The organism is Natronobeatus ordinarius, from assembly GCF_024362485.1.
Lineage (GTDB): Archaea > Halobacteriota > Halobacteria > Halobacteriales > Natrialbaceae > Natronobeatus > Natronobeatus ordinarius.
The window spans coordinates 2,546,179-2,561,835 of sequence record NZ_CP101456.1 but is presented as its reverse complement, the minus strand read 5'-3'; the positions used below and the strand labels follow the sequence as shown (position 1 = coordinate 2,561,835).

Annotated in this window: 14 protein-coding genes; 2 read left to right on the top strand and 12 right to left on the bottom strand. The window is 65.8% G+C overall.

Going from position 1 to position 15,657, the window contains the following annotated elements; translation table 11 throughout:
• Positions 1 to 3: 3 nt before the first annotated feature.
• From NMQ09_RS13090 to cobA, 9 genes are all read right to left on the bottom strand, one after another.
• On the bottom strand, positions 4 to 1,155 hold the full coding sequence (locus NMQ09_RS13090; RefSeq protein WP_255191027.1) for a TrkA C-terminal domain-containing protein: 1,152 nt from the start codon (positions 1,153 to 1,155) through the stop codon (positions 4 to 6).
• Positions 1,155 to 2,306: a DUF8167 domain-containing protein gene (locus NMQ09_RS13085; RefSeq protein ID WP_255191026.1), complete on the bottom strand. Its 1,152-nt coding sequence runs from the start codon at positions 2,304 to 2,306 to the stop codon at positions 1,155 to 1,157. The genes NMQ09_RS13090 and NMQ09_RS13085 overlap by 1 nt, the downstream gene beginning before the upstream one ends.
• Positions 2,303 to 3,601 carry a DUF7125 family protein gene (locus NMQ09_RS13080; RefSeq protein ID WP_255191025.1) on the bottom strand — a complete coding sequence of 433 codons (1,299 nt, stop codon included), beginning with the start codon at positions 3,599 to 3,601 and terminating at the stop codon, positions 2,303 to 2,305. The genes NMQ09_RS13085 and NMQ09_RS13080 overlap by 4 nt, the downstream gene beginning before the upstream one ends.
• A gap of 215 nt (positions 3,602 to 3,816) precedes the next feature.
• Positions 3,817 to 4,734, bottom strand: a complete 918-nt coding sequence (locus tag NMQ09_RS13075; protein WP_425607238.1) for a transcription initiation factor IIB — start codon at positions 4,732 to 4,734, stop codon at positions 3,817 to 3,819.
• A gap of 249 nt (positions 4,735 to 4,983) precedes the next feature.
• Complete coding sequence (locus NMQ09_RS13070; RefSeq protein WP_255191023.1) at positions 4,984 to 5,787, bottom strand: cobalt-precorrin-4/precorrin-4 C(11)-methyltransferase; 804 nt, start codon at positions 5,785 to 5,787, stop codon at positions 4,984 to 4,986.
• The gene (locus tag NMQ09_RS13065; protein WP_255191022.1) at positions 5,784 to 6,524 is read right to left on the bottom strand and encodes a cobalt-factor II C(20)-methyltransferase; all 741 of its coding nucleotides are present in this window, start codon (positions 6,522 to 6,524) and stop codon (positions 5,784 to 5,786) included. The genes NMQ09_RS13070 and NMQ09_RS13065 overlap by 4 nt, the downstream gene beginning before the upstream one ends.
• Positions 6,521 to 7,078: a precorrin-6Y C5,15-methyltransferase (decarboxylating) subunit CbiT gene (cbiT, locus tag NMQ09_RS13060; RefSeq protein WP_255191021.1), complete on the bottom strand. Its 558-nt coding sequence runs from the start codon at positions 7,076 to 7,078 to the stop codon at positions 6,521 to 6,523. The genes NMQ09_RS13065 and cbiT overlap by 4 nt, the downstream gene beginning before the upstream one ends.
• Before the next feature lie 90 nt (positions 7,079 to 7,168).
• A complete protein-coding gene (locus tag NMQ09_RS13055; RefSeq protein WP_255191020.1) occupies positions 7,169 to 7,792 on the bottom strand; it encodes a precorrin-2 dehydrogenase/sirohydrochlorin ferrochelatase family protein in 624 nt (207 codons plus the stop codon).
• Entirely contained in the window at positions 7,792 to 8,652 is an 861-nt protein-coding gene (gene cobA / locus NMQ09_RS13050) for a uroporphyrinogen-III C-methyltransferase (protein ID WP_255191019.1), read from the bottom strand. The genes NMQ09_RS13055 and cobA overlap by 1 nt, the downstream gene beginning before the upstream one ends.
• 161 nt (positions 8,653 to 8,813) lie before the next feature.
• Here cobA and NMQ09_RS13045 point away from each other — a divergent pair, with 161 nt between their 5' ends.
• Positions 8,814 to 9,368 carry a GMP synthase subunit A gene (locus tag NMQ09_RS13045; RefSeq protein ID WP_255191018.1) on the top strand — a complete coding sequence of 185 codons (555 nt, stop codon included), beginning with the start codon at positions 8,814 to 8,816 and terminating at the stop codon, positions 9,366 to 9,368.
• Positions 9,369 to 9,562: 194 nt separating this feature from the next.
• On the opposite strand, the gene hflX is transcribed toward NMQ09_RS13045, so the two are convergent.
• Complete coding sequence (gene hflX, locus NMQ09_RS13040; RefSeq protein ID WP_255191017.1) at positions 9,563 to 10,876, bottom strand: GTPase HflX; 1,314 nt, start codon at positions 10,874 to 10,876, stop codon at positions 9,563 to 9,565.
• A 462-nt stretch (positions 10,877 to 11,338) separates the two neighbouring features.
• On the bottom strand, positions 11,339 to 12,712 hold the full coding sequence (gene allB, locus NMQ09_RS13035; RefSeq protein WP_255191016.1) for an allantoinase AllB: 1,374 nt from the start codon (positions 12,710 to 12,712) through the stop codon (positions 11,339 to 11,341).
• Positions 12,713 to 12,874: 162 nt separating this feature from the next.
• On the opposite strand from allB, the gene NMQ09_RS13030 reads away from it, so the two are divergent.
• Positions 12,875 to 13,840 (top strand): NAD-dependent epimerase/dehydratase family protein, encoded by a 966-nt coding sequence (locus NMQ09_RS13030; RefSeq protein WP_255191015.1) that lies wholly within the window; start codon positions 12,875 to 12,877, stop codon positions 13,838 to 13,840.
• Between the two features lie 193 nt (positions 13,841 to 14,033).
• On the opposite strand, the gene NMQ09_RS13025 is transcribed toward NMQ09_RS13030, so the two are convergent.
• Positions 14,034 to 15,311, bottom strand: coding sequence for an MFS transporter (locus NMQ09_RS13025; RefSeq protein WP_255191014.1), 1,278 nt, complete (start codon positions 15,309 to 15,311; stop codon positions 14,034 to 14,036).
• Between the last annotated feature and the right edge of the window lie 346 nt (positions 15,312 to 15,657).

Sequence of the window (15,657 nt, the reverse complement as noted above, 5' to 3'; positions counted from 1 at the left end):
CTTCTACACCGATCCGGTCGGCTCTCCGTCGGCCGGCGCGCCGTCGAACGCTTCCAGGTCGTCCGGAGAGGCGAGGAGCCAGAGCTCATCACCCGCGGTCAGCGTTTCGCTGTCGTCGGGGAGGGTGAGGAGGTCGCCGTCGCGGTCGATAACGAGCACCTGTCCGGGTAACCAGCCGGCGAACTCGCCATCGAGTGGTCCGTCGGGTTCGACGGTCGTTGCATCGACCGTCTCGTCGACCGTCCGGAGTGTCGAGGCGAATTCGTACCCGTCGGTTGGATCGTCGGGACGGGTGACCAGTCGGTAGCGTTCGTCGGCCGAGAGCGAAGCTGCGGCGTCGGCGTCGACGATGACCGTCGCGATCGAACCGTTGGCGCTCCGGAGTGTCCCGGTCGCGACCAGTCGGCTCTCCTCCTCGGCCGACCAGATCTCGACTGGATCGCCGAGGGTCGCGTCGTGTGCGGGATCGGCGCTGATCGCGAGCGCGACGGTCCGTGGCGGAAGCATCGAACCCAGGCCGGTGGGTCGGTGGCCGACGAGGACGCGGTCGACGGTTCCATCGTCTGCCATCGTGACGTTGGCGTACCCGACGTCGTAGTCGCGCTCGAGGTGGCGTTCGATCCGGTTGGATTGCTCCGAGACGGCGAGTCCGTGTGGTAGCCTGACGGTCGTTCCGGACAGCGATCGACGCACCGACGCATCGATCGGCCGATAGCCGTCCGCGTCTTCGATGGTCTCGGGAAGCCCGACGTCGATGGCGAGCCTCGCGGATCGAACCGCGTCGGCCGCCTCACCGCGTTCGTCGATTCTCGTGAGGTCGACGACCTGACAGGCGATTCGGTCGCCGAGGCGGCCACTGGCTGACGCGACGAACCCACTACTCGCGAACACCGCGAGCAGATAGCCAGCGCTGAACTGGTGATCGAGGGGAACGTCTCCGACGAGGGTGCTCGAGCCGAGAACGACGTACCAGAGGTAGCCGGTAACTACCGAGAGGCCGACCAGAACTGGCATCCCGTCCGGGGATGCCCTGGTCGTCATCCACCGGTATCCCGCTGCCACAAGCAGGCCGACGACTGCCGCTACCAGCGTCGTGCCGGCGACGCCGATTGCGGCCTCTCGCAACAGCCCGATGAGGTCCAGACGGTCGAGCATCACTCGCTCACCACCTGCTTGGGTCCTGCGACGAACGCCCGATCTCCCCCGGTTGCGTGTTCGTCACCGACGGCGAACTGCCACCCCTCGTCGTCGTGCACCCCGAGCACCTCCATGGATGTGATCGAATCGGCATCGGGACCGTCGATCACGGTTACGGGCTGACCGGCCGCTTCAAGGAGCGCTGCCACCTCGAACTCGTGGTTGTCACCATTCGGCAGGACTGCGATACGGTGTCTCGTTCCCTCGAGCAACCGTCCGGCGTCGGACGTCTCGACGGCGACCGTGAGTTGCCCCTCTCCACCGTCGAAACCGAGATCCGCGGTTCGATGGGTCGTCGCGAGGGTGTCGGCGTCCGATCGACGCTCCTCGGCCGGATCCGACCCGTCGACCTCCGTCCCGACCGAGAGCACCGTCGCGCGGACGGCAGTTTCACCGGTCTCGACCGCGACGGTGTCGCCGGGTTCGATCCCGGTCGGGAGGAGTCCGGACACCGTCACCGCCCGGGTTCCCGCCGGGAGCGTCGTGGCCACACCTTTGGCCGGTGGGGCAGCAGCGATCGTCGCCCGGCCGCGTCCGTCGATCGAGACCCCGACGAGCGAGAGGTCGTACTCGGCCTCGAGACGACACTCGAGCCGACGCTCCAGTTCCGAGAGCTGGAGGTCGGCCGGGAACCGCCAGGCACCGTCCTCGAGGGCGGTGCGCAGCGCGGGGGGTAACGGCGGGTAGCCCTCGAACTCGCGGATCGAACCGGTCGGACGGATCGTCACGTGCCCCATCGCGTCGACGGCGTCGATCGCGTCCGCCGAGAGGACCTGTCCCCTGACGATCGGAACCGTCCGGTCCTGTGGAAATTCGGTGGCGATCCGGTTACCGTAGCTCACCGCGACGACGCCGAGCAGGCCGGTGACGATCGCCACCATCGAGAACCGATACCCGTGTGAGAGGCCCGCTCCTGGGTCGATGACGCCCATCGCGACGGTGAGTGCGACCGCGACCGGGACGGTGACGACGCCGGCACCGGCGGGAAGCGGACGGTTCCGAAAGACGGTCGCGCCGATCGCGGTCAGTCCGACTAGTATGGCGGGAACGAATCCAGTCAGCAGGCCGTACGAAACGCCGACCAGTGACTCGTATGGAAGCTCGGTCATCGGTTCTCTTCGTTCGGGTTCGGCGGTGATTCGATCGGCGCCACGCCGTTTCGGTCGGCGAACTCGAGTTCGATCGTTTCGGTGAATCCCGCGTCCGGACGGTACTTGGGCACCGTCAGGTAGTGTTCGACGTCGGTGCCGACGCCGGGCGCAACGGCCTCGAGTTCGAACACCGCATCGGCGGCGCGGAGCGTTGCCGATCGATTCGGGGAGTCGTCGAGACAGTGCAAGATAGCGAGGCCGTCGGTCTCGTCTATCCGCGCCGTAAGCGCGTCGAGGAACGAGACGTACGCCGACCTGTTTCGTCTCTCTAACCCGTCGATCGGGTCGACGATCAGATTCGCCGCGTCCGGGAGCTTCTCGATCAGCGCGGTCGCCTCCTCGAGCGCGTCTTCACCGGTTACACTCCTGATCGTAGGGGCACCCGATGTGACCGACGCAGACTCCATCGCGCGACGGACGCCGTTGCGCGATCGTTCCGTCGAGAGGTAGAGCGTTCCGCGGACGTCGGTGGCGCGATAGAGGAGCTGTTCTGCCTGGCTGGCCGGATCGGCTACGAGTGCAACGACGGATCCGGCAGGGATCCCGCCACCGAGTCGGCGGTCGAGTTCGTTCGTCCCGGTGGGCAGTCGATCGCCGGCGAACGCCGGTGGTGCTCGGTCGACCGGCGACTGGGCAGACAGTCGCTCGACGATTTCGTCGAACGCCGCTGTGACCTCGTCGTTCACCAGTGGCGATGTCCGATCGGGAACACAGCCTAACAGTGGGACGCCCTCCCAGCGGGTCGCCCGCGATGGGATTTCTGAACGGCGGTTCAGAACGGCCCCGTAGACGGGGACGCCGAGTCGACGAGCCATCTCGATCGTCGTTTCTGCGGCCTCGAGGCTCCGCTCGGTGTCTGCACCGACGACGATTACCCCCGCTGCCTGACGCAACGGATCGACGACGTCCGGGCCGGCACCGGAGGGGCAGTCGATCAACACCTGTGTCCCATCGGCGTCGAGGTAATCGTCGAGTGAGTCGAATTCGAACGGATCGGACGGCTTCGGCGCGGGGACGACGCCGACAGTCGGCGATCGCGGGTGTGGTTGGGCGACCTCACGAAGATCGACGCCGTCGTCGATTTCGGCGAGCGTCGGCTCCCGATCGAGACCAGCCATTACGTGGAGGTTCGGGAGCTGTCTATCCGCATCGATGGCGAGCGCTGGCGTGTCCGCACGGGCGAACGCTTCGGCGAGTCCGAGCGTTACCGTCGACGTTCCACACCCCCCTTTCGATCCAGCGATGGCGATCATGCCGCTATTGTTCCCTTCTTCCCTTTTGAAGTTAGGCAGCAGCGGGGCCTCGAGTGGCCCACCTGACGCTCAGCAGTGGCCGACTCACCGACGGAAGCCGAACAAGTTATAGTAGCCACTGAAAGTCATTGCACACCTGCTCGCGACTCAGCGGCCAGTACTGGCGAGATTCCGTCAGTACTGGCCGCTCTGCTGCGAGCAGTGTGTAAATCGTTTCAGTTGTTACTATAGCGAAGCTGCTTTAGCTCCGATATCCTCGAGTGGATCGTCATCCGCGAGACGTCGGCTACGTCGGCCGCATCGGCCTGTCTCACGTCGACGCCCTGCTCGGAGGCGGCGACGTACAGACAGGCTGCGGCGACGCCGCTTGGGTTCTTCCCGCCCAGGGACTCCGACTCGACGAACGCTTTTGCGTACTCCCGGGCGCGCGCCTCACACTCGCTGTCGAGGCCGAGCGCCGTGGCATATCGAGGCAGGTACTCGAGCGGCGAGATCGGTCCCACAGGGAGGCCGAGTTCCTGGTTGAGTGCGTCGTAGGCCACGAGCAGTTCGTCTCGGTCGGCTCGTGCGACCGTCACGACCTCTTCGATCGTCCGGGCGATCGACTGAACGCGACAGGCCGCGTACACCGCGCCGGCCGAGAATCCTTCGATTGATCGGCCACAGAGCAGGTTTTCGGTCTGTGCCGAATCGAAGAGCGAACAGGACTGATCTTTGACGGTCGTCGGCAGCGACAGCGCCGAGACGATTCGTCGAATTTCCGTGAAGCCGTACGCTTTGTTTCGCTCGGCTTTCGAGGCGAATCGTGCACGGTTGTGCAGCCGACGCATGCGTACCAGCTGGCGTGCATTCGGGCCGCTCACGTCGCTGTCCGGACCGAAGCCGATCCGTGTCGTCAGCCCATTGTCGTGCCGTGAGCGATCCACTGGTGCACCCGTCCGTCGAACGTTCGTCTCCGATTCCGAACGCCGCCACTCCGGGCCGCGGTCGAGTTGGTCGACAGTGTCGACAAGGCCGCACTCGGAGCAGACTTTCTCGCCGTCGACCGTCTGGAGTGAACCCCCACACGCTTCGCAGGTGTCCGCTGCTGTACAATCATCGGTAGATTCGGCACAAGGATTAAGTTCACTCATTATATTATCCATATGATCGAATTTCCGGTGCTAATAGACGGTAATTACTGGCTGTATATAATTACACCTGTTATGGATTATCGGTAGACAGTTTGCGGCCAATGGAACGGGGGCTTGATACGGATCGCTGTTCCGTGTTACCGGTGGTCGTTCGAACGGGGCAGCGATCACCCGGCGTCGGTTCCGGACACGGCAACGGTCGTAGCCGACGCGTGGTCGACTCGGTGTACCAGTGTCGGCTCTCGGCGATCAGCGGTTCGCCCACTCGCCGTAGAGGTAGGACCGTTCGTAGCCCGCACCCGTTACGGCCTCGCCGATCAGGACCAGCGCGGAGGCGCGATAGCCGGCCCCCTCGACCGTGTCGGCGATCGTCTCGATCGTCCCGGTCATCACGTCCTCGTCGGGCCAGGAGGCGTGGTAGACGACTGCCACGGGAGTCTCGGGGTCGTGACCGTCCTCGAGCAGCCGATCCATCGTGTCGCGAACCGCGTGGGTGCCCAGGTAGATGCAGGTCGTCACGTCGCCCATCCCGACGAAGTCGCTGATGTGGTCTTCCTCCTCGGTCAGGGTCTTGCCCTGCGGGCGGGTGAACGCCACGTGGTTGGCGACCTCGTTCAGCGTCAGTTGCGTCCCGAGGGTGGCACTCGCCGCGAAGGAGGAGGTGACGCCGGGGACGAAGTAGGTCGGCACGTCCTCGGCTTCGAGGGCGTCCATCTGCTCGAGTGCGGCCCCGTAGATCGCGGGGTCGCCGCTGTGGAGGCGAACGACCTCCCGACTCTCGTGGTAGGCAGTCGCCATCAGCGGGATCAGTTCCTCGAGATCCTTGCCGACGGAGTTGACCAGTTCGGCATCCGCACAGTATTCGTCCAGCAGCTCGCTGTTGACCAGCGAGCCGGCGTGGACGACGAGGTCTGCGGCCTCGAGCAGCCCCTTGCCCGTGACGGTCAGCAGACCCGGATCGCCGGGGCCCGCACCGACGAAGGGGATCCCCTCGCGGACGTCACCCGCGGTGTACTGGGTCTCACCGTCACTGGATTCCGCGTCGTCGCTCATGCCGAGCCCTCCGATTCGGCGGCTGCGTCTCCGTCCGTCTCCGCTCCCTCGTCGACGTCGAACTTCACCGTCGCGAGGTCGCGCTCGAGGCCGTCCCGCTCCGCATACGCGAGCGTGTAGTAGTCTCGCTCGTCGATCTCTTCGGGATCATCGGTGACGATCGTCTCGCCCTGTTCCATGAACAGTCGCCGACCGAAGCGAACGTCGTAGCCCGCTTCGGTCAGTTTCTCGTACGTGGTCGGTGCGTCGGTGACCTTGAACAGGACCATCCTGTCGGGGCCCGTCGGTGCTGCTCCGTTGGCAGCCTCCCGGAGTGCCAGCCCCGTCCCGGACTCGATCTCGACGCCCAGCGCCGTCGCGAAGGCGGTCATCGCGCTCACGCCGGGGACGACCTCGAGGTCCACGTCGGGGTGGAAGGTATCCAGCGTCCGGCGAAGGTGGCCGAACGTCGAGTAGACGTTGGGGTCGCCGAGCGTGACGAACGCAACGTCCTTCTCGCGCGCCTGTGCTGCGACCGCTTCGGCGGCCTCCTTCCAGGCACTTCGCAACTCCTCTGGATCGCGAGTCATCGGGAAATCGAGGTCGCCGATCTTCGATTCGTCGACGTACTCGAGTGCAACCGACCGCGAGAGGCGACCGGGCGAGTAGACGATCTCGGCGTCCTTGAGGACGCGCTTACCCTTGACGGTCACCAGTTCGCCGTCGCCGGGGCCAAGCCCCACACCGTAGACGGTCACGCCAATCCCTCCGCGTCCCGGCGGCCGACGACCATGTAGACCGGGTTCTGTGAATCGAAACTCGTCGCGCCGACGAGTTCGTAGCCGTGGCTCACCTGCAACTGGACGACCCCCTCGAGAATACCGCGCTCGCGGAAGGCCTCGACGGCCCGGCCGGCGACCTCCAGACGGGCGACGTTCATCACGATCCGGTCGACGTCGGTCTCGACGGCGTGGTCAAGCACGGCCTCGAAGTTGCGACTGCCGCCGAGGAACATGGCGTCGGCGTCTTCGGGCAGGCCCTCGGGCGCCTCGGCTGCACGCACCGTTACGTCGGCGTCGTACTCGTTGGCCGCAAGGTTCTTCTCCGTGACCTCGAGGCGTTCGGGGTTGCGCTCGATCGCAGTCACGCGCTCGACCCGGCGAGCCGCCTCGATGGTGATCGAGCCGGTACAGGAGCCGACGTCGACGAAGTGGTCCGGCGGTTCCAACGCGAGTTTCTCGAGTGTCACCGCCCGGACCTCCGGCTTCGTCGGTCCGGCTTTCGCGTCGTGTGGCAGGGCTACCTGGGGCATTATCCGTACCCTTCGACCGATGCTTAAAAACAATTTTGTTTGTGCTATCGAAAGCAGGTTTTCACTGTTTGGGCTAACACTCCCGATGGCTTACTCGAGGTCGTCGATCAACTCCCACGCCCGTTCTCGAGCCGCCTCCTCGCGGCCGTCCTCGAGTAACGCCCACGTCCGATCGTCCTCGAGGACCGACCAGAGGGCTTCACGGCGCTTCGCTGTCGGTACCTCGTCGGCTGCCTGCAACTCCTCGCGAAGCTCCGCCTGCAGGGCGACCATCGGATCGGCACGCTCGAGCAGCGGCTCGAGCCGCTTTCGGAGGTACTTCGACATGGCAGGGCTCGCCCCGTCGGTAGAAATCGCGACCGTCACTCGATCGGATTCGGCCCGGCTCGGCGTCACGACGTCGCCGCGTTCGTCGACCCGGTTGACCAGACAGCCGGCCTCGCGTGCGGCCGCCGCGAGGGCGTCGTTGAGCCGTTGATCGTCCGTCGCTGGCACGACGAGGGAGGCGCCGGCGACGACCTCGGGGGCTTCGGCGGGCTCGAGCGTTCGACGGACCAGCGTACACTCGAGATCCTCGAACCTGTCGACGAACTCGGACGCAACGACCGTTACGTCGGCCACCTCGGCGAACGTCCGTGCTTTCCGGTGGGCGACGGGGCCGCCGCCGACGACGACTATCGCACGCCCCTCGAAGTCGTGAAAGAGCGGGAGCATCAGGCGGGTTCGAAGGGGACGAGCTGTGCCTCGATCTGGTCCCGGAGCGCAGCCACGTCGCCGACGATCGCCGTCGCGGGCGGTTTCACCGACTCCTCCTCGACCACGTCGACGATCGTCTCGAGCGTCCCGCAGACGACGTGCTGGTCCGCCCAGGTGGCTTTCTGGACGAGCGCGACCGGTTTCCTGCCGTCGACCCCGTGTGAACGCAATGCGTTCACGTTTCGCTCGAGGGTCCGCACACCCATGAGAATGACTAACGTGGCGCCGCTCTCGACGGCCGCCGAGATGGCGTCCCAGTCGAGCGCGCTCTCGTCTTTCGCGGGGGTTTCGTGGCCCGTGATGACGGTAAAGCGCGAGGAGACGTCCCGGTGGGTGAGCGGAATGCCGGAGACGCCAGGGGCAGCGAGGACGCTCGAGACGCCGGGGACGACCTGGAAGGGAACGCCGTGATCGGTTAGATGCTGGGCTTCCTCCCCGCCGCGGCCGAAGACGAACGGATCGCCGCCTTTCAGCCGGACGACGGCGTTGCCCGCCCGGGCGTACTCGACCAGCAGTTCGTTGATCTCCGACTGGGGCGTCTTGTACTCGACGCGTTTGCCCACGTCGACGACTTCGGCACTCGAGGGCAGACTCTCGACCATCGCCTTTCGGACCAGCGCGTCGTGAAGGATCACGTCGGCGGTTTCGATCAACAGCCGGGCTCGGACGGTGAGCAGGTCGGGATCGCCCGGGCCAGCCCCGACGAGGTAGACCGTCCCGGACGACGCACGAGACCGGTCGGGAACCGACGGCGACGAACCACGATCCAGTACTCTCGCCCGAGTTCCGCTCGATCCAAAACCACTGTCGTCCTCCATCGGTAGTAAGGCTAAGTTGTTATAACTTCAATCTACTTGTTTACCGGGCGAGTGGAGTCGACGATTCGCCGCCTAGTGCAGGCAGCCCTTCACGCTCGCCAGCGTGTACACGACGGCGCGGTCCGGGCCGTTTTTATCGGCTGGGTCGCTACAGGCCGTCAATGACGAAGATCGTCGTGGTGGACAACCACGGACAGTTCACCCACCTCGAGCACCGGGCACTTCGCGACCTCGGCGTCGACGCCGAGTTGATCGACAACGACACCCCACCCGAAGCGGTCGACGCCGACGGCGTCATCCTCTCCGGCGGTCCCGACATGGACCGGGTCGGCCGCTCGGCCGAGTATCTCGAGGACGGCCGTCCCGTCCTCGGCATCTGTCTGGGAATGCAGCTCATGGCCGAAGAACTCGGCGGCCGCGTCGGCAGCGGCGACTACGGGGGCTACGCCGACGTCACCGTCGAAATCCGCGATCCCGAGGACCCGCTGATCGGCTCGCTCGCCCCCGAGACCCGCGTCTGGGCGAGTCACGCCGACGAAGTCAAGGAACTCCCCGAGGGGTTCACACTCACCGCGAGCAGCGACGTCTGCGGCGTCGAAGCGATGAGCGATACCGATCGACATCGCTACGGCGTCCAGTGGCACCCCGAAGTCGCCCACACCGAGGAGGGTGAGGCGGTCTTCGAGAACTTCCTCGAGATCTGCGAATCCGCGTAACGACGAGCGGCGACACGCCGGAATCGCGTTTTCTCCGAACTTCGGCTCCCGTCTGTCCGAACCATCCGTCTTCTGTCCCTGTGGATCCCATCGCGACCGATCGTGGTGCGTCACCGGTGCGTTCGATCTCGGCTCGCGACGACGTGTCGATGCGTCGCGTACCCGTAGTCGAAACGCACGGGATCTGCACTGGGTCATACCGGGTCGACGGACTCGGCCGTCGCCCGTAACCGCTCGAGTACCGACGGCCGGCCGCGACACTCGATGGTGACCTCGTCACCCTCGTACGCCACGGCGTCGACGATCGCTCGATCGTACGCCCGCGAGAGAAGCGCCATCGCCTCGTCGCAGTTGGGAAGGCTGAGCGTCACCCGCGCTTCCGGGAGTCGGGATTGGATTGCCGCCGAGAGCGCCTCGAGGTTCGTCCCCTCGAGTACGCTCACCGGGATGGGATCCTGTGCATCGTCCGGAACGAGCGACTCGGCGATCGAGTGACGGCGAGCCAGCTCGCTCGAGGAGAGCCGATCCACCTTGTTCAGGACTGTCACCAGCCGCTCGTCGTCGACGTCCTGGGCGGCCAGGACCTCGAGTGCGACCGTGAGGCGCTCGCGGAACGGCTCCGGTGGATCGCTCGCGTCGACGACGAGGACGACGACGTCCGCTACGGCCGCCTCCGACAGCGTCGAGCTGAACGACTCGACGAGGTCGTGTGGCAGGTCGTCGACGAATCCGACCGTATCCGTCACGAGAACGGGACGACCGCCGATCGTGGCCCGTCGCGTCGTCGTCTCGAGGGTCTCGAACAGGCGATCAGCGATCGACGCGGTGGCATCCTTTTGTGAGCTGTCCACCGGCTTCGAGTCGATTGCCTCGAGCGAGAGGTCGTCTCCGAGCCGATGCAACAGCGTCGACTTGCCGGCGTTGGTGTAGCCGGCGATGGTGACGAGGTCGAATCCCTCCTCGCGACGCCGTTCGCGGAACTGCTCGGTCGGGTCCGGGAGTTCGGCGAGCGTCCGCTCGAGGCGGGCGATTCGGTCGCGGACGTCGTACACGGGCGATCCCTTCTCGGTGCGTTTGTTGAGCAGCCCCTCGTCCGCTGACTCGATCAGCCGCGGGAGTTCATAGCGCAGCGTGGCCAGTTCGACCTGGAGCTGCGCCCGACGTGAGCCGGCCCCTCGCTCGAAAATCTCGAGGACGAGCCGGTATCGATCGACGACGGCCGTTCCCTCGGGCATCGCCGACGCGATCGCGTGGTGCTGTGCCGGCGTGAGTTCGTCGTCGACGACGACGCGAGCCACGTCGTGGCGCTCGACGGTCGCCGCGAGAGAGTCGAGTTTTCCGGCGCCGACGTACGTTCCCGGCTCGGCCGGACCGACCTGGGTCACTTCGGCGACGACGGTCCCGCCGGCGGTGCGGACGAGATCCCGGATCTCGTCGGTCTCGACGGGGGCCGCTTTCGATCTGCTCACCGCGACTGTACGTCTACCGCGTGTTCTCGATGTTGACATTGTGTGTGCTGCGTTCGTGGATACTCGAACTCGGTGCCAGCACTCGCTCGGGAGTGCTGTGGCTGCGTGGTCGAATACGGACCGGGCGGTTCGATCACGAATCAGGCAATTCGATCACGGACCAGGCATCCGGATCGCCATCGGTCGACGCTGATCGCGACGCTCACGACGATCGGACGGTCGGTGCGAGCCCGGCCTAGCGGAAAGAAGTGGTCTCCATGGACCTCGGGACGAAATTCGCGAACCCGATACTAATCTGTTCTGGTGGTGTGTGGAGGGGAGTCACGCGGGGAGTTGGGCCGAAACGGCGGGATCGACTCGAGGCGAGTCGCAGTCGCCGGTCAGACGCAGTCGCCGATCAGACGCAGTCGCCGATCAGAAGCCGACGCCGAGTCTGATCGGCTCGCTCCGAACCCCGCGTCTGGACCTGCCCTGCACCATGCGAAACATAGCGGTACTGTATCAGTCTTCGACGCTCGAGACCCGTGTCCCGTAGCCCGACTCGCCGACGACCTCGCCCTCTTCGTACACCACTTCCCCACGGACGACGGTCGTCGTCGCCTTCCCGACGAACGTCTCGCCCTCGAACGGCGTCACCGTGCTCTTCGAGTGGAGTTCGTGGCGATCCGCGAGCGTCCACTCGTGGTCGGGGTCGACAATCGTGAAGTCGGCGTCGGTGCCGACCTGCAGCGACCCCTTCTGCGGATACATGCCCCAGACCTGGGCCGGCCGAGTCGAGTGGTGGTAGACCCACTCTTCGAGCGTCAGTCGCCCCTCGGTCACGAAGCTGAGCATGACGGGTACCTCGGTCTCGAGGCCGACGAACCCCGAGATGGAGTCCCAGGTGTTTCCGAACGGATCGTCGACGCCCTTCTCATCGTCGGTGTGGGGGGCGTGGTCGGTCGCGATGCAGTCGATCGCGCCGTCCTCGAAGGCGCGCCACAGCCGCGCTCGCTCTTCGGCGTCGCGGATGGGCGGCTGGATGCGCGCGACGTTGCCTTTCTCCCGGAGCACCTCCTCGGTGAACCAGAGGTAGTGGGGGCAGGTCTCGGCGGTGACGTCGACGCCGCGGGCTTTCCCCCGCGCCACCGCTTCGGCACCCGACCCCGAGGAGACGTGGTACATGTGGACCGCCGCGTCGGTCTCCTCGGCGAAGGTGATCATCCGCTCGATCGCCTCGCGTTCGGCGATTACGGGCCGAGAGTGGGCGAAGTCGATCGGTTCGTTCCGACCCTCCTCCCTGAACTTCGCCTCGGTGTAGTCGATGATCTCGCCGTTTTCCTCGTGAAAGCCGAGTCGCTTCCCCGTTTCGCGGACCCGCTCCATCGCCTCGAGCACCTCGCCGTCGGTCGGCGCCGGAACGTCTCCCACTGTCGAGCCGAGGAAGATCTTGAAGCCGGTCGCACCCGCCTCGTCGAGCGCCGGAATCCGGTGGAGGTTCTCGGAGGTGATCACGGCGAACGTCCCGAAGTCGACGTGGGCGCTCGCCTCCCCGCGGTCGAACTTGCGCTCGAGGTGTTCGGGCCGGTCGATCACGGGGTCGGTGTTCGGCATGCCGACGACGGTCGTGACCCCGCCCGCTGCGGCCGCCCGCGTCGCCGACTCCCAGTCTTCTTTGTACTCGAGGCCGGGTTCGCGGTTGTGGATGTGCGCGTCGACGATCCCCGGCACCAGGACCTTCCCCTCGGCGTCGAGGGTTCGGTCGGCGTCGGGAAGCCGATCGCTTCGGCCCACGGCGACGATGGTCCCGTCTTCGACGGCGACGCCGGCGTCGGGGACGCGCCCCGCAGGCGTCACGACGGTGCAGTTCGACACGACGAGGTCGACGGCGGTCATTGCCGGGGGTTCCCGAGCGGCGCGGATATAGCTTGTGTTGCCCGCCGATCCGCCGTCGGCTGCTCGTCGTCTGTATCGATCTGCCCGAGCGTTCTCGGTAAGCACCCGATAGGATCGGGTACGGATGTGATACTAAACGACCGGGGGCTGGAAGCGCTGGGCATGACCGTTCCACCCGTCCACGATCGGACGGTGCTCGTTACCGGTGGCGCTGGCTTCGTCGGAAGTCATCTCGTCGACGCGCTCGTCGAAGAGAACGAGGTCCGCGTCCTCGACGATCTCTCGACGGGCGAGTGCACGCACGTCCACGACGATGCGACGTTCATCGAGGGATCTGTCAGTGATCCGTCGTTCCGCGACCGGGCGATGGCCGGCGTCGACCTCGTCTTCCACGAAGCGGCGATCGTCGACGTTCCCGAAAGCGTCGAGAACCCTCGGGGGACACACCGCGTGAACCTCGAGGCCAGCCTCGACCTCCTCGAGGACGCCCGCCGCGAGGACGCCCGGGTCGTGTTAGCCTCGAGTGCGGCGATCTACGGCCATCCCGAGGCGCTGCCGGTGACCGAGTCGACCGTCAGTGAGCCCACCTCGCCGTACGGCGTTCAGAAACTCGCCCTCGACCGGTACGCGCGCGTGTACGCAGCGTTGTACGATCTGCCGACCGTGGCACTTCGATACTTCAATGTGTACGGCCCACGCCAGCGCGGCCCCTACAGCGGCGTCATCTCGACGTTCCTCGAGCAGGCGGGGGCGGGCCAGCCGATCACGATCGAAGGCGACGGCGAGCAGACGCGCGATTTCGTCCACGTCAGGGACGTCGTCCGGGCGAACCTGCTCGCGGCGACGACCGAGCACGTGGGCGAGGCGTACAACGTCGGCACCGGCGACTCGACGACGATTCGGGAGCTAGCGGAGACGATCCGTGACGCCACGGGTGCGGACGTGCCGATCGTCCACCGCGAACCGCGCGAGGGGGACGTCAGACACAGCCGGGCGGACGTCTCGAAGGCGAGGGACCGACTGGGATTCGAGCCGACGATCGACCTCGAGTCAGGGATTCGCGATCTGGCGGGTCGGGAGTCACTCGAGGGGGACGTCTCGTCCGCGATTCACGACCGCCGTGGATAGCGTACTATAGTACTCGTTGAAACGAGTTACACCCGGTCACAGCCGAGCGGCCAGCCTCGGTAACGAGGCCGAGGCTGGCCGCCGACGTTCGTGACTGGGTGTGCAATGACGTTCAACGTATACTATAATCGAACCGAGATAGACAGACGGGTGGCAGTGACGTTCAGCGGCTCCGATAGCGCGATAGCGATCGTCAGTCCGCCGGGTCGGCCCGGGGCGTCGGAGGACGTCGCCGGGAGAGCGTCGTCGCGAGCAGGCCGCCGGTGGCCGCGAAGACGGCGAGGACGACAAACACGTACGACACCGACGGAGCGTGGGTGAGGACGGTACCGACGATCGCCGCACCCAGCGCACCGATGCCGAAGATTGCGAGGTAGGTGTAGCCGAAGGAGATGCCGCGCGCTTTCGGCGGCGAGTACTTCGCGATCGTCGCCTGCGTGAGCGGCTGCATCGCAAACAGTGAGAACCCGAGGGCGACGCTCATCAACACCAGTTGCCAGAGGCCGGCGCTGGCGACGGGGGCGAACACGAGCGCAATGACTGTCAGCACCGAGAGCATGATGACCAGCCCGCGGTCGGGTTCGATCGAATCCACGAGTCGACCCCCGACGTACTGACCGCCGATCCCGACCATCAACAGCCCCGCGTAGAGGTACTGTGCCAGGTCGAACGCCTCGGCCAGTGGACTCTCCGGATCGAAGACGCCGGGTTCGACGTCACCGATCGCCGTCTCGAGAAAGCCGCCGAGGAGGTCGGGAAGGAACGTCAACATCCCGCGGTAGTAGAGGCCGTTGAGCGCGACGACGACGAAGACGGTGAGAAAGGCGATCGTGAACAGTCGACGCGTGTCGCCGACGACGTCCGCGATCGACCGGCCCTTCGAGGTAAACTCACGCCCACCGCCAGTCCCGACGGCTGCGGTTTCGTCGAAGCTGATGAACACCCCGACGATCGCGGCGATCAGCGCCGGCACCGCCAGCACGCCGGCAACGAACCGCCAGTCGAACGCCAGTAACAACAGCGCCGTCACGAGCGGACCGAGCGCGATGCCGACGTTGCCGGCCATGCCGTGGTATCCGAAGGCACGACCGTGTTCGGTGACGCCGTTGCTGATCAGGGTGAGTCCGGCCGGGTGGTACACACTCGCAGCGATTCCCCAGACGGCCAGCGCGAGGCTGATCGAGAGAATGCCGTCTGCGATGCTCAACAGGAGAAAGGAGACGCCCATCCCGGCGAGACAGGCAGAGATCAACGCGCGTGAACCGTACTTGTCGACGAGAATTCCACCGGGGAGTGCGCCGACGCCGAACAACCCGTACCCGATCGCCACGGCGATCCCGAGCACCGCCTCCGTCGTCCCGAATTCGAGCAACCAGATCGTCATCAGGATCGGGATCGACAGCTCGTAGGTGTGAACCATCGCGTGGCCGACCATCGTGAATCCGACGATCGATCGGTCGTTGTCGTTCATGAACGCCTTCCCCTCCGGAATCGACTTCGCCTGGCAACGTGACGGACGCGTCCGCTCATGTGCAGGGTATCGTACGGTCTCTCGGATAGTGCTTTCCGATTGCCGACAGCTGGTTCGGTGACGACTCGAGTGAGTCTGCGCGAGTGACCGACGCCGTTCAGGTTTCGAGAACGGTATCGGGGACGTAGCAGAGACGGCACGGACTCGTGACGGTCGTCGGCTCCGTCACGTCGAACGATTGCGTTTCCACGAGGGGAGTGGATCGTTTACCGTCGCTCACGAACCGTTATCCAGACTGGCGTCGCACAGCCGGTATCTCCGGCCGTTCGTGGATCGCCGGCTGGAT